Origin of the sequence: Pseudomonas halotolerans (genome assembly GCF_039581215.1) — a bacterium.
In the GTDB taxonomy this organism is placed as follows: Bacteria; Pseudomonadota; Gammaproteobacteria; order Pseudomonadales; family Pseudomonadaceae; genus Aquipseudomonas; species Aquipseudomonas tehranensis.
The window spans coordinates 131,131-153,371 of sequence record NZ_JBCNTJ010000002.1; the positions used below are offsets into that span (position 1 = coordinate 131,131).

The 22,241-nt window shown below is 54.9% G+C and carries 23 protein-coding genes; 14 read left to right on the top strand and 9 right to left on the bottom strand.

The features are described from left to right. Positions 1–193 precede the first annotated feature (193 nt). The 8 genes from AAIS01_RS03025 to AAIS01_RS03060 all read left to right on the top strand — a co-directional run bounded on the left by AAIS01_RS03025 (position 194) and on the right by AAIS01_RS03060 (position 9,174). Positions 194–1,231: a hypothetical protein gene (locus AAIS01_RS03025; protein ID WP_343467741.1), complete on the top strand. Its 1,038-nt coding sequence runs from the start codon at positions 194–196 to the stop codon at positions 1,229–1,231. 333 nt (positions 1,232–1,564) lie between these two features. Then, complete coding sequence (gene cynR, locus AAIS01_RS03030) at positions 1,565–2,449, top strand: transcriptional regulator CynR (RefSeq protein ID WP_343467742.1); 885 nt, start codon at positions 1,565–1,567, stop codon at positions 2,447–2,449. Positions 2,450–2,586: 137 nt separating this feature from the next. Then, complete coding sequence (locus AAIS01_RS03035) at positions 2,587–3,216, top strand: glutathione S-transferase family protein (RefSeq protein WP_343467743.1); 630 nt, start codon at positions 2,587–2,589, stop codon at positions 3,214–3,216. 197 nt (positions 3,217–3,413) lie between these two features. After that, positions 3,414–4,334 (top strand): LysR family transcriptional regulator, encoded by a 921-nt coding sequence (locus AAIS01_RS03040; RefSeq protein WP_343467744.1) that lies wholly within the window; start codon positions 3,414–3,416, stop codon positions 4,332–4,334. Then, positions 4,334–5,245, top strand: a complete 912-nt coding sequence (locus AAIS01_RS03045) for a LysR family transcriptional regulator (RefSeq protein WP_343467745.1) — start codon at positions 4,334–4,336, stop codon at positions 5,243–5,245. The genes AAIS01_RS03040 and AAIS01_RS03045 overlap by 1 nt, the downstream gene beginning before the upstream one ends. Before the next feature lie 369 nt (positions 5,246–5,614). Next, on the top strand, positions 5,615–6,238 hold the full coding sequence (locus AAIS01_RS03050; protein WP_343467746.1) for a DJ-1/PfpI family protein: 624 nt from the start codon (positions 5,615–5,617) through the stop codon (positions 6,236–6,238). Positions 6,239–6,279: 41 nt separating this feature from the next. Next, positions 6,280–6,825 (top strand): isochorismatase family protein, encoded by a 546-nt coding sequence (locus AAIS01_RS03055; RefSeq protein ID WP_343467747.1) that lies wholly within the window; start codon positions 6,280–6,282, stop codon positions 6,823–6,825. Between the two features lie 276 nt (positions 6,826–7,101). Beyond that, positions 7,102–9,174 carry a 2Fe-2S iron-sulfur cluster-binding protein gene (locus tag AAIS01_RS03060; RefSeq protein WP_343467748.1) on the top strand — a complete coding sequence of 691 codons (2,073 nt, stop codon included), beginning with the start codon at positions 7,102–7,104 and terminating at the stop codon, positions 9,172–9,174. Between the two features lie 21 nt (positions 9,175–9,195). Here the strand turns inward: AAIS01_RS03060 and grxC are convergent, their stop codons facing one another. The 4 genes from grxC to cynS form a co-directional block, all read right to left on the bottom strand. Continuing rightward, positions 9,196–9,459, bottom strand: a complete 264-nt coding sequence (gene grxC / locus AAIS01_RS03065) for a glutaredoxin 3 (protein ID WP_343467750.1) — start codon at positions 9,457–9,459, stop codon at positions 9,196–9,198. A gap of 26 nt (positions 9,460–9,485) precedes the next feature. Beyond that, positions 9,486–10,148: a carbonic anhydrase gene (locus AAIS01_RS03070; protein ID WP_343467751.1), complete on the bottom strand. Its 663-nt coding sequence runs from the start codon at positions 10,146–10,148 to the stop codon at positions 9,486–9,488. 36 nt (positions 10,149–10,184) lie between these two features. Further along, the gene (locus AAIS01_RS03075; protein WP_343467752.1) at positions 10,185–10,433 is read right to left on the bottom strand and encodes a DUF2790 domain-containing protein; all 249 of its coding nucleotides are present in this window, start codon (positions 10,431–10,433) and stop codon (positions 10,185–10,187) included. Between the two features lie 101 nt (positions 10,434–10,534). After that, positions 10,535–11,002: a cyanase gene (cynS, locus tag AAIS01_RS03080; protein ID WP_343467753.1), complete on the bottom strand. Its 468-nt coding sequence runs from the start codon at positions 11,000–11,002 to the stop codon at positions 10,535–10,537. A 149-nt stretch (positions 11,003–11,151) separates the two neighbouring features. Here cynS and AAIS01_RS03085 point away from each other — a divergent pair, with 149 nt between their 5' ends. Continuing rightward, complete coding sequence (locus tag AAIS01_RS03085) at positions 11,152–11,691, top strand: cupin domain-containing protein (RefSeq protein WP_343467754.1); 540 nt, start codon at positions 11,152–11,154, stop codon at positions 11,689–11,691. 57 nt (positions 11,692–11,748) lie between these two features. Here AAIS01_RS03085 and AAIS01_RS03090 read toward each other — a convergent pair whose 3' ends face one another. Beyond that, a complete protein-coding gene (locus AAIS01_RS03090; RefSeq protein ID WP_343467755.1) occupies positions 11,749–12,669 on the bottom strand; it encodes a LysR family transcriptional regulator in 921 nt (306 codons plus the stop codon). Between the two features lie 274 nt (positions 12,670–12,943). On the opposite strand from AAIS01_RS03090, the gene AAIS01_RS03095 reads away from it, so the two are divergent. Then, positions 12,944–13,855 (top strand): SDR family NAD(P)-dependent oxidoreductase, encoded by a 912-nt coding sequence (locus AAIS01_RS03095; RefSeq protein ID WP_343467756.1) that lies wholly within the window; start codon positions 12,944–12,946, stop codon positions 13,853–13,855. 100 nt (positions 13,856–13,955) lie between these two features. On the opposite strand, the gene AAIS01_RS03100 is transcribed toward AAIS01_RS03095, so the two are convergent. Next, positions 13,956–14,831 (bottom strand): LysR family transcriptional regulator, encoded by an 876-nt coding sequence (locus AAIS01_RS03100; protein WP_343467757.1) that lies wholly within the window; start codon positions 14,829–14,831, stop codon positions 13,956–13,958. A gap of 118 nt (positions 14,832–14,949) precedes the next feature. Here AAIS01_RS03100 and AAIS01_RS03105 point away from each other — a divergent pair, with 118 nt between their 5' ends. The 4 genes from AAIS01_RS03105 (at position 14,950) to AAIS01_RS03120 (ending at position 19,828) form a co-directional block, all read left to right on the top strand. Continuing rightward, the gene (locus AAIS01_RS03105) at positions 14,950–16,833 is read left to right on the top strand and encodes an alpha/beta fold hydrolase (RefSeq protein WP_343467758.1); all 1,884 of its coding nucleotides are present in this window, start codon (positions 14,950–14,952) and stop codon (positions 16,831–16,833) included. Positions 16,834–16,842: 9 nt separating this feature from the next. After that, positions 16,843–17,328, top strand: coding sequence for a nuclear transport factor 2 family protein (locus tag AAIS01_RS03110; RefSeq protein ID WP_343467759.1), 486 nt, complete (start codon positions 16,843–16,845; stop codon positions 17,326–17,328). A gap of 202 nt (positions 17,329–17,530) precedes the next feature. Continuing rightward, complete coding sequence (locus AAIS01_RS03115; protein WP_343467760.1) at positions 17,531–19,006, top strand: MFS transporter; 1,476 nt, start codon at positions 17,531–17,533, stop codon at positions 19,004–19,006. A gap of 63 nt (positions 19,007–19,069) precedes the next feature. Continuing rightward, positions 19,070–19,828 carry an SDR family NAD(P)-dependent oxidoreductase gene (locus tag AAIS01_RS03120; RefSeq protein ID WP_343467761.1) on the top strand — a complete coding sequence of 253 codons (759 nt, stop codon included), beginning with the start codon at positions 19,070–19,072 and terminating at the stop codon, positions 19,826–19,828. 184 nt (positions 19,829–20,012) lie between these two features. Here the strand turns inward: AAIS01_RS03120 and AAIS01_RS03125 are convergent, their stop codons facing one another. The 3 genes from AAIS01_RS03125 to AAIS01_RS03130 all read right to left on the bottom strand — a co-directional run bounded on the left by AAIS01_RS03125 (position 20,013) and on the right by AAIS01_RS03130 (position 22,235). Then, positions 20,013–21,593: a lactate dehydrogenase gene (locus AAIS01_RS03125; protein WP_343467762.1), complete on the bottom strand. Its 1,581-nt coding sequence runs from the start codon at positions 21,591–21,593 to the stop codon at positions 20,013–20,015. 210 nt (positions 21,594–21,803) lie between these two features. Next, a complete protein-coding gene (locus AAIS01_RS25795; protein WP_442793071.1) occupies positions 21,804–21,890 on the bottom strand; it encodes a small membrane protein YohP in 87 nt (28 codons plus the stop codon). Positions 21,891–21,971: 81 nt separating this feature from the next. After that, complete coding sequence (locus AAIS01_RS03130) at positions 21,972–22,235, bottom strand: hypothetical protein (protein WP_343467763.1); 264 nt, start codon at positions 22,233–22,235, stop codon at positions 21,972–21,974. Between the last annotated feature and the right edge of the window lie 6 nt (positions 22,236–22,241).

The following is a 22,241-nucleotide window of genomic DNA, read 5'->3' on the forward strand; positions in this document are numbered from 1 at the left end:
CCGCAAGGCAAGCACGCCAGGTACCATTATAGGCTAATTGATTCGCTAGCCTGTTCGATGTTTCGCTACCCAGTAGATGCAGAGAGGCCAATCGAAATTTTCGGGCCACCAGCACTCTGTCCAAACTCAGCTATTCTTGTCCATATCTACGAGGCTGTCAGCAAAAAAACATATGATGATAAGGGGCTGTTTCATGCAAAGAACTATGGCTTTATCAATTTTGTGCTCTGTTTTATACGGATGTTCAAATGTTTTAAGTACGCAAACGGCAGGGGAGGAGAATTCCGGATTCACTTATATACCACTTGATCCATTCCCGGTTGTTACAATTCCTGGTGATAGCTGTCGAAAAACATCTTCGAGTGAAATAGCTGCCGACTCTGGATATATTTCATCGGCGCTAATTCCGCAAGGCTTAGATACTCCTGCTTATGAAGATATACTATCTTCTTTGCCCGACAATGCAGTGCGCATGGTGGTTGAAAATATAACACTTAAAGGAGCCATAAGTTATGGTGCAGGAAAAATAGGGGGGAGCCAAGAAAGATATAGAATCACGGCTGACTATATATCGGCAGACACAATAAATATGCCTGTATGGATTACTAGGCAGGTGATGTATTCAATTACAACGCCCAACTCTCAAGAGCCTACTGGAACAAGATCAGTGCCTCTAACCCTTGCAGAGACTGCCCAAGAGACATTTTCAACTACAATAGATAATAAGACTCTTAATTTCAAAAGGCGGAGTGAGAAATTTATTGTAAAGCGATCGGAGGTCGGTAAGGAGCCACCCTTCGATTACTATGCTTACAATATCCCTGTATACGTCGGCATAGGTATCAGGATCATATCTAACGTTGAGGTAACGGGTAAGTCTGCGAACATCTCAGGCATCGGAGCTATTGGTCTTGAGTCTCAAGCAAATAATCTCAAAGGGAGTCTGGTAGTACAAACTTTAGGGGTGAATGGGAAGGCTGTCTCTAGCGCACTTCCAATGCAAAGTGAATTAAATGCCACTACAGCTCAGAACGCGCTGATAGCAACGGCTTCAATTAAAACCTTGTTGTACTCTGATGACACTCACGTTTATCCGCGCGTAGTAGGTTTATATCTGCCGTTTCCTAGTAACAAGGCGCTTGTGAATGCCATAATTTCTGAGCTTTCATCTAGCCAGGTGGAATGGAAAAGGCCTTGCAAATGGATTAGTAGTAAGAAAAATGTGTTATAGACCAGCGCTGTAATTTTTCAGTTGTCTCCTCACCCTATTTAGACGCTGCCATTTCGGAGTGTGAGCCAGGTGTCGAATCTTGAGACGACTGCATGGGCAAGCCTATCGGTCGCGGCAGGAATTGCAGTCACCTGTCACTTCCCACGTACAGATCCGTACCGTGCGGAACTACTGCATACGGCTCGTGGCGCCTTCGCGTCAGCGGTATTTGCCGGAAAAGCCCTATGCATGTTGGCAGGCTGTGTTGAGAATAATCAGCTTATAGCGGCTCAGCCAACCGCTGCGCAGAGTCCGATATACACTGCAATATGAGCCCAACCTTTCGGTGATCCGATGCTCCTAAGACATTTGCGGTATCTGTTGGCGGTAGCTGACCACGGTGGCTTTACCCGAGCCGCAGAAGTCCTTCATGTGTCCCAGCCGACGCTTTCCCAGCAGATACGACAGTTGGAAGATTCGCTTGGCGTTAGCCTTTTTGATCGATCATCTCGGACTGTCAGACCCACAGATGCGGGCCTGGCCTACATTGAATGCGCCCGTCGCGTTCTGGTGGAACTGGCTGCGGGTAAGCGGGCATTGCACGATGTGAAAGACCTGTCCCGAGGCACGTTAAGGCTCGCCATGGCCCCAACCTTCATGGCGTACGTCTTAGGTCCATTAGTGCGTGATTACATCTCCCAATTCCCCAACATTCGCTTGGAGATTTTCGAGCTGTCGATGGGCGACATCGAAACGGGATTGGTCGATGACTCGTTGGATATAGCTGTTGCATTTGACCAAGTGAGAAACGCCGATATCGAATCAATCCCGGTCTTCGTCGAGACACTCGGTCTGATGGTTGGGCGCGCTCACCCACTCTATGACTGCCAGGATGCACTTACGACGGGCCAGTTAGCTCAGCTGGATTTTGCTTTGCTGACCCCTGACTTCGCTACGCGCATTTGTATCGATGAGTACTTCAGCAAGGCGAAAATCACGCCAAAGGTGACGATTCAGGTCAACTCCGTAAACACGTTGCTTGAAGTCATCCGAAACACGGCGGTCGCTACCATTCTTCCTGAACCCATAGCCACGCAGGATCGCGCTCTGCACAAGCTGGCCTTGCTCGACAAGGCGCCTCAACGTGGCGTGTCGATTCTAAGGCGAAAAAATAACTACCACAGTGCAGCATCGGTCGCGTTCATGAATTTGATGCTGGGATCCGCGGTAATGGACTGAGAATAGAGCGCAGACCATTACGCCCAGTGAAATGCTGGATTGTAAATAATGGTCATTCCTCTGCCTTGGTAGGGAAGAGCAAGATGACTCCATCGACACGATCACCGGGTCGAATCCAAAAACAACCGGAGTACGTCATGTCTCAACAACCCATCAAGCTTTATCGCCACCCATTGTCTGGCCACGCGCATCGTGTCGAATTGATGCTCTCACTGCTCGGCCAGCCAACAGAGTTGATATTTGTGGATCTGATGAAGGGCGCGCACAAAATGCCCGAATTCCTCGCGCTCAACAGCTTCGGCCAAGTACCGGTGATCGATGATAACGGCACCGTTCTAGCTGACTCGAACGCCATTCTGGTCTATCTCGCAGCTAAATACGGCAACGGCGAGTGGCTGCCCAGTGATCCCGTCGCGCAAGCAAAAGTACAACGCTGGCTGTCAGTTGCCGCCGGGCAGATCAACTCAGGCCCCGCCACCGCTCGACTGATCACTGTGTTCGGTGCCGGTTACAATGCAGAGGATGCGATCAGCAAGTCCCACACCCTGCTGACGGTAATGGAGCAAGAGTTGGGTAAAAGTAAATTCCTGGCTGGCGACAAACCGACCGTTGCAGATGTCGCAGCCTACACCTACGTCTCCCACGCCCCAGAAGGTAATGTTGCGCTGACTGACTATCCTAACGTTCGTGCCTGGTTGAGCAGTATTGAGGCATTGCCAAATTTCGTAGGTATGCAGCGTACTGCCAAGGGCTTGCAGCAAGCTTGATCCAACCGTCGGAGCTACCCGGGGAAAACTCCGGGTAGGCTTCGCTAATGCAACTACGATCTCTTCGATTTTTTGCCTGTCGCACCAGGCATCTGGCTAAGGTCTGTACCAGTCGCTCTAGGCGACATTGTTTGCATTGATGTCTGCTCGCTCTCGCGATCAGATCTTGCTGTCCCTACATCACGGCAGAGTCGCCAATGGATCGCTTTCAGGAAATGCAGATATTCATAACGGTGGCCGAAGAAGAAGGTTTTGCGGCCGCCGCCCGTCGTTTGAATATTTCTCCCCCCAGCGTTACCCGTGCCATTGCTGCTATGGAGGAACGCATCGGCACTCAGTTGCTCTCACGCACAACTCGTAGCTTGCACTTGACTGAGGCTGGGCAACGGTACCTGGATGATTGCCGGCGAATACTCGGTGAGGTCAATGAAGCGGAGGAAGCTGCTGCCGGCAGCTACTCAATTCCATGTGGGCATCTGACGGTGACAGCTCCCGTGCTTTTCGGTGAGTTGTACATTGCGCCTTTGTTGGCTGAGTACTTGGATCAATTCCCTTCTGTACATCTCAATGCGTTACTGGTTGACCGCGTGACGAGCATGGTTGATGAAGGTATCGATGTGGCGATCCGTATTGGCCATTTGCACGAGAATAATCAGCACGGTATCCACGTTGGCGAGGTGCGCCAGGTAATCTGTGGCGCCCCCAAGTATTTCGAGGCGTTCGGCAGACCCCGCCACCCCGGCGAATTAGGTTCTGCCAAAATCGTAATGTCTTCCGCCAGCCATTTGTTAAGCGATTGGCAATTTGAAAATGACGGCAATGCATTGAGCTTTCGTTTCGACCCGCAGTTGATCGTGACAGCCAATCAAGCTGCTATCAATATTGCCTGCTTAGGCTGGGGAGTGACACGGGTGTTGTCTTACCAAGTGGCTAGTCAGGTAGCTGCTGGTGAACTGGAAGTGGTACTCCAGGATTTTGAACCGCCCGCATTGCCCATCCAGGTCGTTTACCTTAAAAGCAATCGCGTACCAGCGAAGGTACGTACATTTGTGGATTTCCTCACAGAACGTTTGGGAGCTGATGCCGCGCTTAGACCCACTGTGAAAAGTACGATTTGATGGACCGCTTTCATGAAATGCTCATGTTCGAAGCGCTATCGGAGCGTCCAAGCCTGGCGGCGGCTGCGCGCCGCCTGAATGTATCAGGCCCGACGGTAGTTCGCGCGGTTGCCAGGTTGGAGGCGCGTTTAGGAGTACCGTTACTGCAACGAAGTACTCGTGGAGTGTTGTTGACCGAGGCCGGTGCGGCATTCATGGCCGATTGCTCCCGCATACTCAAAGAAATCGAAGATGCAGAAGCGTCCGCTAAAGGCTTTCATGTTCAGGCCCAGGGCAATCTGACCGTTTTGCTTCCACTTCTTTTCAGCCGCTATGTGATGACGCCTTTGTTAGCGAATTACATGGAGGTCTATCCCGAAGTGAAAGTATTTGCTCATTACCATGACCGTTTTCCGAACATGAACGAGGAAGGTCTTGACGTGGCAGTGCTGGTTGGACACTTGCCGAGTTCATCGCTGATCGCGAGGCCTGTTGGCAACGTTCGTACGATCGTTTGTGGCAGTCCCGCATATCTCGAATCACACGGTGTGCCTACCGAGCCGGAAGACCTCAAAAGTCATCGATTGATTGGCATACAAGCCTATAAAGAGAAAATCAGTTGGGATTTTTCCAGACACGGTATCCATAGCACCGTGAAGGCCCGATCACGCCTCAGTTGCACCACTGCGCAGGCAGCTCTTGATGCAGCAGCGCACGGCGCGGGGCTGACGCGCTGCCTGAGTTATCCCGCCCACGATTATTTGAACGGTGGTCGATTACGCAGGGTCCTCCAACCCTTCGAATTGCCAGCGCTTCCAGTGCATGTCGTTTATCGGGAAGGGCGTAGAGCTTCAATGAGAGTGCGCAGTTTTGTCGACCATATTGTCGAGGGGCTGCGCGACCATCCGGCAATGTTGCCGGATGGTCGTTGAGAATTCGGCGGCCCAGTCTGAGGTCGCCGGCTGGCTTCATATGCCGTTCGCTGCCTTTTCGATCAGGCTGGCGGGTTGGACACCATCAACAGCCGATTTGACCGGCGCAGACATCGCTGCGGTGGCTGTAATCATCGCGGCCGCTAAGGTCAGGCCTGCAAATTTAAACCGTTAGGTGTGTTCCGAATGTGTCCCGGTATCGAGTGCTATGCACGGAAACGTTTCTGACGCAGCGTTTGCTACAAACCGAAGGTCCTCCAGCATTTCAGCGGGCGAAACATTGGATTGCGTTTTGTGTTCGTTCTCATCAAAGCGATTAAGGCGGAGTATGCGTTTTGAGCACTAACGCCGGACCCGCGGAGCTACCTGATGAAACGAGTACTCATGCTGTTAGCCAATGGTGTCGAACCAATGGAAATGGCGGCTTTCACCGACGTGCTCGGCTGGGCTGATTTGCTCGGTGATTTTCCTCTTGAATTAGTGAATGCAGGCCTTCGCAGAAAAATTATTACTACGTTTGGGCTCACGCTTAATCCCAATTTCCTACTAAGCGATTTGGACGTCAGTAGCTTTGATGCTCTGGCATTGCCGGGTGGTTTCGAGCCGTCAGGATTCTACGAGGAAGCTCTTAGTGAGCCTTTTCTTGAAACCATTCGCCAATTTGTTGATGCCGGCAAACCTGTCGCCAGTGTTTGTGTGGCGTCGGTGTGCTTGGGGGCGGCGGGCGTGCTACGTGGTAAGAAAGCGACGACGTATCACCAGGAGGGCGGAAAACGGAAAAACCAGTTAGTGCAATCCGGTGCTCTCTTCCTAGATCGACCTGTCGTAGTTCACGACAACATTATTACTTCCAGCGGTCCAGGCACCGCCACTGAAGTTGCGTTCTTGCTGTTGGAAAAACTAACCAGTATAGAAAACGCGACTTATATCCGCCAAAAAATGCGCTTCGCCACACCTGGTCGGGATTGGTACGAGACGCCGCAGGTAACGTAGCCCTCTCTAATATTATTTATCGACTTTCTAAAGGTAATGGTATGACTGACACAGCACTCATCGTCGTTGATATTCAGAACGACTATTTCTCCGGTGGAAAATGGGAACTCAATGCCGTTGACGCGGCGGCAGATAATGCTGCGCGCGTCCTCGCATCGGCCCGTGTTCGAGGCGACACAGTCATCCACATTCGGCACGAAACGCCTGCTGCCGATGCTCCTTTTTTTGTGCCTGGCTCCGTTGGTGCGCAACTGCATGAGAAGGTGCGCAATCAAGGTGACGAATGGGTAATCGTCAAACACTTTATGAACCCATATCGCGAGACACAACTGCGCGAGGTGCTGGAGAAGCAGGGCGTTAAAAAAGTCGTTGTTGTCGGGAATATGAGTCACATGTGCATCGATGCCGTAACTCGCTCCTCTGACGATTTCGGATATGCCACAACCGTCATCCACGACGCGTGCGCGACTCATGATCTGGAGTTTAATGAGGTAAAAGTTCCATCAGCTCTGGTGCACGCAGCCTTCATGGCGGCCTTGCAATTCGGATACGCCAAAGTGCAGAGCGCAGATGAATATCTCTCCTGATTTTCCCCTCGACGTGTTCAGGGGTTAGCCCGATGTCAAAGCCATCCGATGCATTGGACTATTACTATTGGCCGACGCCGTCGCTGCGACTGAAATGAATGATGTACAGGCGTGCGGGACGCCAATGTGTCTCGCAGATACGTGTAACGCTCCGGCCTGCAAGGCGCGGTGTTGATGGTATCGGTGGGTGCGCAGGGAACACCTCGCCGATGAAGCATCGATGGACGCCAGGGAAGTGAGTGAATTGCACCTGTTTACGAATACGTAGAGGTGATCATGAATAATACGGATGGGCCAGGGTCTTCACCTTGGCACGCTGGTGAGCGGCAGTTGCAAGAAAGTGTCGGCGTGGCGCAGCAGATGGAGCACTTTGGGCGAAAGGTTGTTCGCGACTACATGCCGGATCAGCATCGTTCGTTCTACAGCCAACTGCCTTATCTGGTGGTGGGTGCGGTCGACCAAAACGGCATCCCTTGGGCGACGTTGATCGAGGGCCCTCCAGGGTTTGTTCACTCTCCCGACCCACGTAGCTTGCAGCTTGACCGTCTCCCCGCGGACGGCGACCCAGTCAAACCTGCCTTGGGTATGGGCGCCGCAGTCGGGCTGCTTGGCATCGATTTGAAGACCCGAAGGCGCAATCGTATGAACGGCAATATCAACACCGTCTCATCTAACGGTGTTGCCGTTTCTGTTGTGCACGCTTTTGGCAACTGTCCTCAGTACATCCAATTGCGAAGTGTCGAGCCGGTCAGCGTGGGGCGCTCCTCATCCGATGTTGTAGCGCAACGCCTGCACGAATTGGACGAGGCGGCCAAAGAGATGATCCGCAAGGCCGACACGTTCTTCCTCGCCAGCTACGTCGACCTCGAAGGAGACTCATCCAAGCGCTCGGTTGACGTTTCGCACCGCGGAGGTAATCCAGGTTTTGTCAGGGTAGAAGGCAACGTGCTGACGATCCCCGATTTCGCAGGCAATCTGCATTTCAATACATTGGGCAACCTGTTGCTCAACCCTAAAGCCGGTTTGGTTTTTGTCGATTTCTCGTCAGGTGATGTGCTCCAAGTAGCGGGGCGCACGGAGCTTATTCTTGAGGGGCCGGAGATCGCTGCATTCCAAGGGGCCGAAAGACTCTGGACGTTGACGGTGGAGCATGTCGTCCTACGGCGAGCCGTGTTGGCGCTGCGCTGGGTATTCGAAAGTTTTTCACCGAACAGTTTGATGACCGGCAGTTGGGAAAAAGCGGAAGGCCGCTTACGGGCCGATGCGCTGCGCGACCAATGGCGGCATCTGCGCGTCACCCGAATCGTCGAAGAGAGCAGCACCATCAGCTCTTTTTATCTGGAGCCTGATGATGGCGCGGGGTTGCCGCGTTTCGAGGCGGGCCAGCATTTACCGGTACGGTTTAGCCTGGTTGAAGGGCAGCCTCCCCTGGTCAGAACTTACAGCGTGTCGAGCGCACCTTCTGACAACTTCTTTCGGATCAGCGTCAAGCGCGATGGGTTGATTTCGTCGTACTTGCACGACCAGATTCGGTTGGGGGATCTGATCGAAGCCCGTGCCCCTCAGGGACGATTTACAGTGAAGGCGGATGAGCATCGGCCATTGGTTCTATTGGCCGCTGGTGTCGGGGTCACGCCGCTGCTGTCGATGCTACGTGAAGTGATCTACGAAGGAGAGCGAATTCGTCGCACTCGGCCGACCTGGTTTATTCAGAGCGCGCGTAATCTGGCGGAGCTGGCATTTCGGGACGAGCTGTTTGAGCTGGCGACACGTGCGAAAGACAAGATTCGCGCATTGCGACTTTTGAGTCAGCCGGAGCAGCACGCTCGCGAGGGCGAAGACTTCGAATTGGCTGGACGCGTGGATGTCGCTTTACTCAAGGCGCTATTGCCGCTGGATGATTATGACTTTTACTTGTGCGGACCCGGCGCGTTCACCCAGGCACTCTACGATGGGCTACGTGAACTCCGCATCGGCGATGATCGCATTCACGCTGAAACGTTCGGACCTTCGACTCTGGTTCGGTTACGCGATCAGTTGACCCCGGCGGTAGAACAAGTTCCGGTAGCCAATAGTCCGGTAAAAGTATTGTTCGCGACTTCTGCGAAAGAGGCGCGGTGGGAGCCAGGCAACGGCAGCTTGTTGGAGTTGGCTGAAAGTCGTGGTCTGAATCCGGACTTCAGTTGCCGCGGCGGGTCGTGTGGGACTTGTCGTACCAAATTGATTAGTGGCGAGGTGCATTATTTGAATTTGCCCGCTGAAATGCCAGCGCAAGGAGAAGTCTTGATTTGCTGCGCAGTGCCAGCGCAAAGCAAGGAGGGCGACGCCCCCCTGGTTTTGGATCTGTGACATGAATGCCTTCTCTATCGCTCATCCCGCGAGACGCGGGTTGAGCGCTTGAGCCAAATCGCCTTCACGGGCGAGTTGAGCGAGGTCGTCAAATCCACCTACATGCCAGTCGCCGATAAAAATTTGCGGAACTGTGCGACGGCCACTGCGATTTATCATTTCGACCTTCTGATCAACTGACTGCACATCGATTTCGGTATAAGAAATACCTTTAGCGTTAAGCAACTGCTTAGCACCACGGCAGTAAGGGCAGGTGCTGGTTGTGTACATAATGATTTCAGGCATGAAGAATCCTCCTCGTTTAGGCAATTTTAGGCGACGGCTTTTTTTACACGAGCGTGTACAGCGCAGGTATCAGGGTGCAGTGCCAACGATTTGAAGCTGCGATTATCAGAGTCCAGAGCGTCAACAGATCCGGTTTCGATGTCGTAGACCCATCCATGCAAATTCAACAAGCCTTTTTCCTGAGCAATGCGCACGCTTGGGTGAGTCTGGATGTTCGCCAATTGAGCGATGACATTTTCCCGAACCATTGAGCTTACTTTTGCCGCGTCGTGGGTGTGAGCGCGAGACTCGTTGATGACTTTTGCGGACTCTGCATGTTGCAGCCAACCGGCGACGGCAGGAAGGTGATCCATGCATTTGCACTTGGCGACAGTCGTCATTGCACCGCAATCCGAATGGCCGCAGATCACGATATCGGTCACCCCGAGCACCGCCACTGCGTATTCGACCGTCGCCGAAACACCGCCGGGGTGGGGGCTATACGACGGCACGATATTCCCTGCGTTTCGGATTACGAACAGCTCACCAGGTTCTTGCTGCGTCAACAGTTCTGGTACGACGCGGCTATCGGAACACGTGATGAACAACGTGCCTGGATGCTGCGTGGTGGCCAGCTGTTTGAATAGGTCCGTCCGTTGCGGAAATGCTTCTTTCTGAAACTTTAGCAAACCTTCAATGAGCGCTTTCATGGGAGTGCCTTTAGCAAGTAGTTAAGTTGGGTTACTTCAGTTAGTGCAGCCGCGACCTATCACGCTGTATTCAAGGACGCGAGTTTCACCGTGCGAATCTTTGTACTGCATTTGCACGGGCACTGGACCGCAGACGTCTGCTGCTTCAGTGATGTTGATGACCTTGGCAATATCCAAGTGCATGCCATAGACATACGGAGTGGCTTCTGGCGCAGCCGAAGCTTCCTGTGCATAGGCCGACAACGAAGCTGTCAGGGACAGGGCGAGAAACAGAAATTTTTTCATGACGAATCCTCCATTTAGATTGGGTGAGTCGGTGAAGTGGGTAAGTTTGTTGAAGCAGGCCCGCTACGCGTGCGGGCCGAATTACATTTCCAGGCGCCTTCTTAGAAGGGACGCAACGGCAGGAACTTCCCGTCGAGGGTGATCACTGCCCGGTGGCCACCTTCAGGGTCTTCAACTTTTTTCATATCGAGCTTGAAGTTGATCGCGCTGATGATGCCGTCGCCGAACTGTTCGTGGACCAAGGCCTTCAAAGTCGTACCGTAGATCTGGATCATTTCGTAGAACCGGTAGATGGTAGGATCCGTAGGGACGCCCGAAAGGCTGCCACGCAGTGGGATGATTTGCAGGCGCGCTACCGAGTCGGCGTCTAAGTCCAGTTTTTTACCGATCACTTTCGCGGCAGTTTCTGGAAGTGGGTGCTGGCCGAGAAGGGCTGCGGTCACGTAGGCCAGACCGAGGCCGGTGCCTTCTGCCATGTCTTCGAAAGACAGGTTTTTGCGGGCTTTGGCGTCTAGAATACTAGCGGTCAGTTCGAGGCTGGTGTCGTTGTAAGCGTGGGACTGTTGCATGGTGTTGCTCCTATCGGATACTTGAGTAAACGTTGTTGGATGAGTGTTGCTGGGTGTGGCGCCATGTTCTGCCGTTTGCTCGATAGCGTCCAAGACCGATAAACAATGCTTCGCATAAGCCCTACCTATAGGTTTAAATCGGAGTGCTCATGAACGTTGAAAACTCGGAAGCCATACAGCTGATTCCTGGCGGTTACTGGGTTTGGATTGATGTGAATGAGGCCAGCGTCGGTGGAGCAGGTACTGCTATGCGCTTCGAGTTGCCCGTGCATGCTCACAACCTGCCGTTGATGCATAGTCACGAAACAAAGCTTGTAGTGGCGCTAAGAGGGGAGCTGGATATTCGTATTGGTCGACAAAGAATTGCATTGCTGCACGAGGGCGATGCCATACAACTTGAGCCGGGAATTGCGCACCGCATCCATCAAGTCGGATCAAACCCGAGTATCGTTGGTGCAGTACTCTGGCCTGGCGCAGTTGAAGGCGCTTTCCGAGAAGTTGCCGCGTTGGCCGAGCGAGGTACCTATCAACGTAGCGAGATGATTCGAATCCTCTCCCGCTACGGCGTGATTTGGGCTGAACAACCCCTTACAAGTAGTCATCAAACAGTTGCTGTCCGACCTTTTTCCGATTTCCTGCGCGAAATGCCTAGCCCGCTGTCTCGCGCGCTTGAGCACAGATGGAAATGAAAGAATGGAAGGCGAAGCACGTCTCTGCGACCGTAGAAGCTTGGCTGAACAAATAAATCAGGGCCCTGCGGGGGCCTTCGAATTCTCCGACAGAATCTCACGGACGACGTTGACGAAAGCCCTGAGTCCCGCTGGCATATGGCGATTCGCAGGATAGTAAAGGCGTAGCCCCGGGTATGAAGGGGTCCAGTCCTCCAGTACGCGGATGAGGCTTCCGGACGCAATATGGGCAGAAGCGGCGAAATCATTGGTCCAGGCTATGCCGGCGCCTTGCAAAGCAGCCTCTAACATCAAGTGGTGGCTGTCGAGCGTCAACGACCCGCTGACGTCCACCGATTGCTCTTCACCGCGTTTCTCGAATTCCCATTTGTAGATCGAACCACTTGGGAAGCGCACGCGTATGCAGTTGTGTGCGAGCAGGTCTGCCGGAACCTTTGGTTTTTTGCATTTCGCGAAGTACTGAGGGGAAGCCACCACCGCAAAACGGAGCGGGGGAGTGATCGCAATGGCGATCATGTCCTGCGGAACGCTTTCCGCCAACCGTATGCCGGCGTCGAATCCACCAGCAACGATGTCAACCAGACTTCTATCGGTAACGATGTCTACCCGCATGTCTGGATAACGCCTTAGGTACTCCAGTACCACTGGCGTCAGCACCATTTGCGCAGCACCTTCGGAGGTGTTCAGGCGTAGGGTTCCCGCCGGTGTATCGCGGAATTCGCTTACCGCCTCCATTGCCGCGGAAATATCACGCAGAGCGGGCTGCACACGAACCAGAAATTGCTCCCCGGCTTCAGACAGAGAAACGCTTCGCGTGGTTCTGTGGAACAACCTCACGCCAAGGCGTTTCTCCAGTGCTGCGATAGCATGACTGAGTGCTGATGGCGACATTCCCAGTTCCACGGCCGCACGACGAAAGTTGCGATGAGTAGAAACTGCGACGACGGCGTTAAGTTCGAGGAGCCCGGATTTCTGCATTGTGCTAATTCCTGCATCAGTTCATCCGATATTAGCCTGATTGTTCGCGACAGTGCTGAGGCTTATCTTGGTCCACAGCAACTTTACGCGGATCGGGCCTCATAACGGGAACGGGGGCATTCCGAGCATTCAGGAATTTGTTCGGGTTCAGCACGATCCGTTCGGTACTCGGCGCCGTTGCCGCTTGGAATTGAAGGCAACGTCATCCGCCGGTGATCCGTTGATCCCGCAAGTCAGTTCGACTCTCGGCCATTAAACATGCGAGGAATAATTCATGACGCGTATCACTACACCGTTCGGGTTTCACTCTACCGCACAAGAGGTCATTGAAGGGGTCGACCTCACCGGTAAACGGGCGATCGTAACGGGCGGAGCCTCTGGTATCGGCATTGAGACAGCGCGCGCATTGATCAATGCCGGCGCCAACGTAACACTAGCAGTACGGCGTCCGGAAGCGGCAGAACCGGTAGCCGCCGAACTGCGCTCCGAAGGCAAGGGCTCCGTTGATATCCGCTCAATCGATCTGGCGGATCTATCTTCTGTGAAGTCGTTTGCTAAGTCATGGTCAGAGCCTCTTGATATCTTGGTCAATAACGCAGGGATCATGGCCGTTCCTCAGCGGGAACTGACATCGCAGGGCTGGGAGATGCAGTTTGCAACCAATTTTCTCGGCCATTTTGCGCTCGTGCTTGGTTTGCAGGACGCCCTGATCAGAGCCGAAGGTGCCCGAGTTGTGTCGCTGAGTTCAAACGCTAATCTGTTGGGGCCTGTGGTTTTCGATGACATCAATTTCGACTTCCGCACATACGATGCTTTCGCGTCATATGCCCAGGCCAAGTCGGCATGCGCGCTCATTGCCGTAGAGATCACCCGCCGCTGGACGGGGCGAGGTATTTTCGCTAACGCGTTGAACCCTGGGGCAATCGCAACCAACCTTCAGAAGCACACCGGCGGGCTTAAGACCCCAATTGAACGTCAGAAGAACGTGCAACAGGGTGCCGCGACATCTGTATTACTGGCGGCGTCGCCACTGCTGGAAGGCATGGGTGGTCGTTATTTCGAGGACTGCAATGAAGCGCTGGTGGTCACCCAGCGGCCTGCCGATTACACAGGCGTGGCACCATACGCTGTTGACCCAGATAACGCGCAGCGGTTGTGGGAAGTTGCCACGCGGATGATTGGGTGAGGTTATGCCAAAGTAACGTAAGCGTCCGCCCAACACACCTTGTGGTTAGCATGCGGAATGCCTCATCGCGGTAAGCGTCGGGTGAAGACTTTACGCCCTGCTACGCTTTTGCAACCATGAACTCTGGCGTACCGATCATTTCGCCAGCGAGGTCCGCAAGGGCGCGGAGCCTGTCCATCTGTCTCATGTCGTGGTGATAGCCCATCCAGATATCGCGTCCTGGTGGTTCACTGCCGACGTCTATCAATCTCAGGGCGGTCAACTGATCGCCAAGCGCGCGTGGCAAGACCGCTACACCCAATCCGCGCCCGCACATCTGCGCCTGAACGGTTCGGCTGCTGCTGGTGAGCACGGTTTTGGCGCGGGGAAACATCTGTTGTAGCCAAAGCACGTCGGGGTAGTGAGCTTGCGCCGTGCTCATGAGAATCAACCCGAGGCCTTCTCCGTTGTGAGTGGGTGAGAAAGGCAAGTCTGCGGCGACGTAGAGCCCATAGCTAAGTGTCGTCAGTCGACGTTGAACGATGTCCGGTTCGGTGAACGGCACGATGCGAAAGGCGATATCCGCATCGCGGCGAGTCAGATCAAACAGGCGATGTCCGGCGATCACCTCTGGAACGATCAAGGGGTACCTGCGCGACATTTCGCTGAGTACAGGCGCGAGTACATAGCAGGCGAACCAGTCCGCTGATGAAATTCGCAACAGTCCCTCAGGTTGATCGCTGTCACCCGCCAGGTGCCGCTCAATGGAAAGAGCGCTTCGCTCCATTTCCTCGGCCAGCCCCAGAATTTTTTCACCGCTGTCCGTCAATACAAGACCTTGCCCGGTGCGGCGGAAAAAAACCTGCCCGCTGTGCAGTTCAAGGACGTGAAGCCGCCGCCCTACGGTGGGGTGGCTAACGCCAAGTTGCTTCGCGGCAGCGCCCAGCGAGCCGGTGCGGACAATCGCCAGAAAGACGCGCAAGTCGTTCCAGTCCATGGCTTTCCCCCCCCACAAAAATGAACGGCGAAGATGCAGCAATGGCAGTCCCGTTGCAACCCCGTCCCCCCACACAATTGAGCCATCAATGTTTGCACGGCAAGCAAGAGGGCTTCACATGAATATCGGGTTTGTAGGTGTCGGGAGCATGGGGCAAGCCATGATTGCGGTGCTCGTTCAGGCGGGCCATCGGGTGAGGGCATGGAATCGCCGTGCCGAGGCGCTCAGGGGATTAAGTGAAGTCGACGTGCTTGCGTCTGCGACGACTGCATTTCAACAGCCGGTGGTCATCAGCATGCTCGCCGATGACACGGCGGTGCGCGAGGTATTGCTGGAGTCAACGGCATTGAAAACGGCTTGTGACGGCTGCATCCATATCGTCATGTCGACACTGTCGCCAGCGTTGATGGCGCAACTGCAGAAAGAACATGACGAGGCGGGCCTGGTGCTCATTGCCGCGCCAGTTTTCGGCATACCTGCTGTCGCCGCCAAGGGGGAACTGAACATTCTGGCGGCCGGACCTGAAGCAGCCATCGAACGTGTTCAGCCACTGTTTGATGTGCTTGGCATAAAGACCTGGCGCCTGGGCGACCAGCCCGTGCAGGCCTGCATCGCAAAAATCGCCGGCAATATGATGACTACCCAAGCCATTCAATCATTGGCTGAAGCGAGTTCGCTCACTGAGCAATATGGGTTGAGCCCGTCGGCATTCATTGAGGTCGTCACCCAGACCCTGTTCGCTTGCCCCAGTTACCGGCGCTATGGGCAAAACATAGTGAACAGTCGCTACGAGCCAGGCTTCAAGCTGTCCCTTGGCTTGAAGGACGTGAATCTGGCGTTGCAGGCCGCGGAGGGCAGGGGACTGCGCCTCCCCGCCGCGCACGTGGTGCGTTCGAGAATGGAAGCGGCCGTCGCGAACGGACTGGGTAATCAGGATTGGTCTGTGTTTGCGACCATGACCCAAGGAGTTCGAGCTGATGCGCTGAGTACAGAGCCATGGCACATGAACCCTCCCACGAGTTCCCGCCGGGGGAATTTCTGGATCACTGGCGAGCGGGTTGTTCAACACGGCAAGCAATTCCAGAAAGGTCCGATGTACGTGGAATGGGAATCGCCGGAGGTGATCACTCAACCCTATCCCGTGGTGCTCATACATGGCGGTACGTTGCAGGCCACTGAATGGTTCGATACACCGGACGGCCGACCCGGTTGGGCCCAGCGTTTCGTGGAGTCCGGTCACGTGGTGTTTTGCGTCGACAGGCCTGGCCATGGGCGCTCCCCTTATCACCCGGATATTTTAGGACCGATGGGGCCAGCGTTTTCCTATGAGCGCGCGCAGGAGGTCTATTTTCCGGAGGGTGGAAATGAGACCCAATGGCCATTTAAGGCGGATGACGATGCGGCTTTCGATGCCTTCATCGCAGGATATGGCCCTATGCCCGCCGATCTGGCGGCGTCCCAGGCGATGGACGCCGATCGATTGGCTCAGTTGTTGGACCGAATTGGCAAGGCAATCATCGTCACCCATTCAGCCTCCGGCCCTGATGGCTGGTTATTGGCAGATCGCAGGCCTGGGCTTATTGCAGCCATAGTGGCGGTGGAACCGATGGGCCCAGTGTTCGGCGATACGCCCGGTATCGGCGCGCTGGACTGGGGACTGACAGCGGCCTCAATGACATTCGATCCTCCACGCGCATCGGCGCAGGAGGTGCAAGCCGCCGATCCCTCCACGCTACAGATCCCCGCACTCAAGGGATTACCTGTCGCGCTGCTGACGGGAGAGACCTCGAAATTCGCCACCTACGCAACCAGCATTGTGCCTTTCCTGCGAACCGCCGGAGCCTGCGTTGATCATCTGGATCTCCCGGCCTTCGGCATTCACGGCAATGGCCATGGCTTGATCTATGAGCGCAATTCGGATGAGGCGTTCGGGGTGGTTTCACGCTGGTTGAACCCGTCGTTCCCACAGGTTCATCAGACCCAATCGGATTCTGACAAATAGGACAAAGCGATGAATATCAAAGCACTGGCCGCACGGCTGAACCATTTGGAAAGTCGCGTGGCGATCGAAGCGCTTATCTCCACGTATGCGAACGCGTTCGACCGTATGAATACCGATCTTTTGCAGCAGATCTGGCATGAGGATTCGACGCTGGATCTGCCCGGATTCGGCAGCGCGCGGAGTCGGAGTGAAATCCTCACCATGGCTGAACAAAGCTGGCGGCAGATGCCGCATATGCATCACTGGATGGCCAACCCTTTGCTCCAGATCGAGGGTGACAGCGCTGTTGGGACAGTCGCCGCCAACTGCTTGTTTCACGACATCGAGAAAGGTCCGGTGCAAGTCAGTGGCCTCTATTACGACAGGTTCGAGCGTCGTGACGATCTGTGGAGGTTCGTGTCCCGGCGCTTCGAGTTGCATTACCTGACGCCTCTCAAAGACTGGGCTCCCATTGCTGGAAGCGAGCATTTCAAGTCGGCTTTTGCCCCTGACTGAAGACGCTGCACAACGGGTGGCGGCCTTACAAAAATGCACGAGGAATGTGCATCCCTGACAGTGCCGCCGTCGCTCTTTGACTCCGACAATAGACCCTCAACGACGGCAACGAACCCAGAAGCTTGCCGTTTCATCTGTCAGGCAGCGCACCTGAGTGAATATGAAATCAGCCTGCGCTAGTCGTGTCTTTCTGGAGTTCCCAATGACATCCAAACTGGATTGCGCCCCAGCAGCCGAATCGCGCCGATGGTTTGCTTTCGCTGTTCTTCTCGTCGGCGCCTTTCTCCCGCCGCTGGATTTCTTCATCGTCAATGTGGCGTTGCCGTCAATTCGTAGTGGCCTGGCGATCACACCGGCGCAGGTCGAATGGGTCATTTCAGGCTATGCCGCCAGTTACGCCGTCTTCCTTATCACGGGGGGGCGGTTGGGTGACCTGTTTGGCCGTCGCCGAGTGTTCTTTGCAGGCATAGCCGGCTTCGGCGTTGCCTCCTTGATGTGTGGCCTTGCCAACTCGCCGACGGTGTTGATCTTCGGACGTGTGTTGCAAGGTTTGAGCGCTGCGGCAATGGCACCGCAGGGGCTGGCGTCCATTCATTCCCTGTTTCCGGAGCATGAACGTTCGCGTGCGTTAGCGGTGTATGGCGCAACGATTGGCTTCGCGGCGGTTGTCGCCCAGGCACTTGGAGGCTTGCTGATATCGATGAATGTTTGGGGCCTGCAATGGCGTGCAGTTTTCTTGATAAATCTACCCATCGTCATCGCTGTGTTTGTTGGCGGGATACGGTTGCTTCCCGATAGCCGGAGCCAGACTCCGGTGCCGCTGGATCGCATTGGCGTACTGCTGTGTGCGCTGACGGTTGGGCTGCTGGTGGTCCCGTTGGTTGAAGGCAGGGAAGCAGGTTGGCCATGGTGGCTTTGTCTGTTGCTGCTCGGCTCGCCGATAGTCGCAGCGGCCTTTTGGCGCTACGAGATCGCGCTGGAGCGTCGAGGCGGGACACCCTTGGTCAGTCCGCAACTCAGTCGAGCACCCGGCTTGGTTGCCGGACTGACGGGCGTACTGTTCTTCTACGTAATATCGGCATTCTTCCTGACGTTTTCGATTTATCTACAGGACGCGCTGGGTGCAACACCCTTGACCTCGGGAATGATGTTCGTCCCGTTCGGCGCGGGCTTTCTGATTGGCCCTTTGACAACCCCCTTTGCCATCCGCTTGTTCGGCCGTTTTGTACCCGCCATGGGAATGATGCTCGAGGTACTGGGATGCCTGATCCTGAGCGCAGCGGTCGCAACCGCGCCGACAGGAGAGAGCCCTCAACTGGTGCTTGTGATCCTGGCCGTGGGGTTACTCGGGTTTGGCCAGGGCTGGGCGCTGCCAACACTTATTCGAACCGTGATAGATCGTGCACCACCCGGCGGATCGGGAATGATCTCCGGTGTAGTCAATTCGGCATTGCAGATCAGCGCCGCGCTTGGGGTGGCGGTCCTCGGTGGCGTGTTTTACGCACTGGCCGCCCCTGCGCAAAGCCCTTCCTCGCTTGCCACCGGATTCATTGCCACCCTGCTGGGCATCGCTGCTTGCCTGGTCGTTTCAGCGTTGCTGTCCGTTTATGCCTCGATACCGCGTTTGCCACAAGCGACTGCTCCTTTCGGCGTTTCGATCAGCCCAAACCGTGACTGACCCCAGCGCCGAGCAGTGGCCAACTGTTCAACTCACCATAAATGCATACTTAGGAGTCAAAACATGACGGGTAAATTTCTCAATCAAGTAGCGGTCGTCACGGGCGGCTCGACTGGAATCGGCTATGCGATTGCCCAAGCTCTGTTAGCCGAGGGGGCTAAACGCGTCTATATCACCGGACGCTCGGCGGCGACGTTGGACGCTGCGGTTGCCGCACTGGGCGAGAATGCCGTGGCAGTGGTGTCCGATGTCGCTCAGCAGGCCGATCTCGATTCGCTCAAGGCATTGGTCGAAAGACGGGACGGTCAACTCGACGCGGTGTTTGCCAATGCCGGTATCTGCGAAAAAAATCCCGTGGGCGAAACGACTGAAGCCGCTTACTACAACATGTTCGATATTAATGTTAAGGGCGTTTTTTTCACTGTTCAGACGCTGTTGCCGTTGATGAAGGATGGCTCGTCAATTGTTCTGACCGCCTCCATTTGCTCCAGCAACGGGATGGAAGGTCTGAGTCTTTACAATGCGTCAAAGGCTGCGGTGCGTTCATTTGCACGGACTTGGGCCAATGAACTCAAAGGCCGAAAAATTCGCGCGAACGTGCTCAGCCCTGGCTTTACCAGAACGCCATTGATGGACAACGGACTGAAGATGGATGAGAGCCAGATCGAAGCACTCAGAAATCACGTCGGACAAATCGTGCCGCTGGGCTACATGGCCCAACCGGAACAAATAGCGTCGTCGGCACTTTTCCTTGCATCCGCCGACGCCAGCTATGTCAATGGCGTAGAACTGATGGTCGACGGTGGCCTCTCACAAATCTAAGGCAATCCCAATGAAATGGCCGACCATTGATGAAGTCCGAGGCTTTACCTTTGCCTGAGGACTATGAGTGGGATGACCTGGCTTGCGATGAAGTTAGCGTTGCCATGAGTTTTCTCGAAACGTGGTATCACGCAGCTTCTCGATGGCCTTGAAGCGTCTGCCGGTCAAGTAGGCAGCACTGTGTTCAACGCATCAGCGCCGAAGGGTTGTCCTGCAGCATCACCGAACGGTGGAGGGTATCGAGCGCTTCCTTCAGTAAGGATTGCTCCTGCGCATCCTTGGATTTCCTGCTTTCCTTGGCGGCGTACTCCAGTAATACCAAGTGATTGCGGTTGGCTGACGCCTGCTTCGGCACCACGGTCTCTTCAATCAGTTCGCCCATGACGTACTTCTGTGTCCGTGTGTCCTGGCTGGCGTGTTGCGTGACGGAGGCTTTGGTCAGTCGGCCATCCTTGTAGGCGAGGCTGGCCGAGCTGCTGGCCTTGTCATTCACTTGTACGTAGAGATAGTTCTGCGATTCGTTATCTTTGCCTAGCGCAGGTGCTTTCCCGCCCTTCAGGCTTTTGTGATAACTGGCCGACAGACTCGATTGCTGGACTTGATCGATCTTGCGGTCACGCATGATGGAGCCTGCGACGACCGTCTTCTGCGAGAGGGTATAGGCAAAGCTATCGAGTTCAGACAGGTGCATCGGGTTGGACGACTTGTTCGTCTGAGTGATGGATGCCTCGAAGTCTGCCATTCCGGTCAATAGGCCTTTGTCCGTCGCATTACGGGTCAATCGCTCAGGTAGGGTCGTGCCCTGTGGGTAGTGGCTGTTCATGGCGCTGAACGCATCCTTGAACATCTCCATCAGCGCCGCCTTGGCGTTGCCACGCTCCTGCACCCGGTCAAGCTGGGCGAGGTAGCTGTTCAGTGCGTTGGCCTGTTGCTTGGCATCGCCCAGGATTGCGCCGTTCTTCAGGTCCACGGTCAGGTTCAGTTTGCCATCCGGACCGCTCATTTGCGTGGTGCGGTGTTGGTTGTCGGCGCTAAAGGCGAGGGTCAGATCCTCACCGTCCACTCCCTTCAGCTTGGCGTTCAGGTCAATGGATGCCAAGACGCTGGAGTCAAACTGCGTCAGCTTGCCCAGATTGAGCTTGGGTGGCTCGGCGGTCAACCCGTCGACAGCCGCCTGAAAGGCACTGCTCAGAGCGCCAATCGCCTTGAGTTCATCCTCGCTCAGCGGGCCACCCTCCACGGTAGCCTGGACGCCAAGACCATCGTCCTGGCTAGTCAGGCTAAAGGTGACCGTTTTGCCGCTGGCGGTCTTGATGCTGAGACTGATCAGGTTGTCGGCTTTATTGTGCAGCAGCGTCTGTTCGGATGTTATCTCGGCGACGTTGTAAGCCCCGTCTGTGGTGGTATGAACCACTGACTGGGAAATGCTCGAGCCATTCTTGGCGAACTGCTCTATCAAGGCCGCACCCAGGCGGTCAAAACGGTTGGCTATCGACAGCGATCTGGGGTGGGTTCCCATGATGTGAGTGACAGCGTCCTGAGCTTCCTTTTCCCAAACACGAACAACTTCCTGGCCAGGCAGTTGCCCGAAACGGGAATAGGTTTGTGATTCGACACCGACCACCGGGTTGCCCAGGCTGACGATGGCCGATGGTCGAGCCGGGAAGGCATCAGCGCTGTCTATCGCTGTGGCAGGCAATGCCGCGACAGCGGAGCGAGTCGTCTGGAGAGCAATGGCGGAGGTGATCGAGGAAAGGGTAGTCATGACAGTCCGTGTCAACAGAGCAGAGTGACGCTCAATGTAGTGAATACACCACCCGATTGAAAGCGGGGCGGCTGAAATAAATGGCAAAGAGCTATTATGCATTTGCCCGTTAGCGAATACCCGGAACGGCTCAGCCCAACCTGAAAAGATTGGGCTTTTTTCACACCTTGAGAAACGGTGTTCCCAAGCCTGTGGTCGACACTGTCGCCGTCAGAAGACCAGCTTGAACAGGGCGATGACCACGATCAGGCCGATTATGAAGATGATACCTACGGTGCCGCCAAGAAATTTCAACATAGTATTGCTCTCATCAGATGGGCTTAATTTTCTAGACCACCCTCGACAACGCTCGTTTCGTTGAATTTCACTCAGCGGTGATCAATGAACCGCCCAAGACCTTGGAACAGGCACCTGATCAAACTTTGAAACGGTCTTGATCCAGTAGCGCCGATAGTCCGTCTGGTCCGGGGCCAAGGGTTTGTGGGTTGACCAGGGATGCTCTGCCTTCAGGCTCGCGCGGTAAGCTTCCCATTCTTTCTGCTCGGCCACTTCCCTGGCTTTGGTCCTGTCATCGAACCAACCCAGGACGTAGGCTTCGCCCTGATCCATGCCGTGTGCTATCAGCAGATAAATCTCTGTCATTACCTG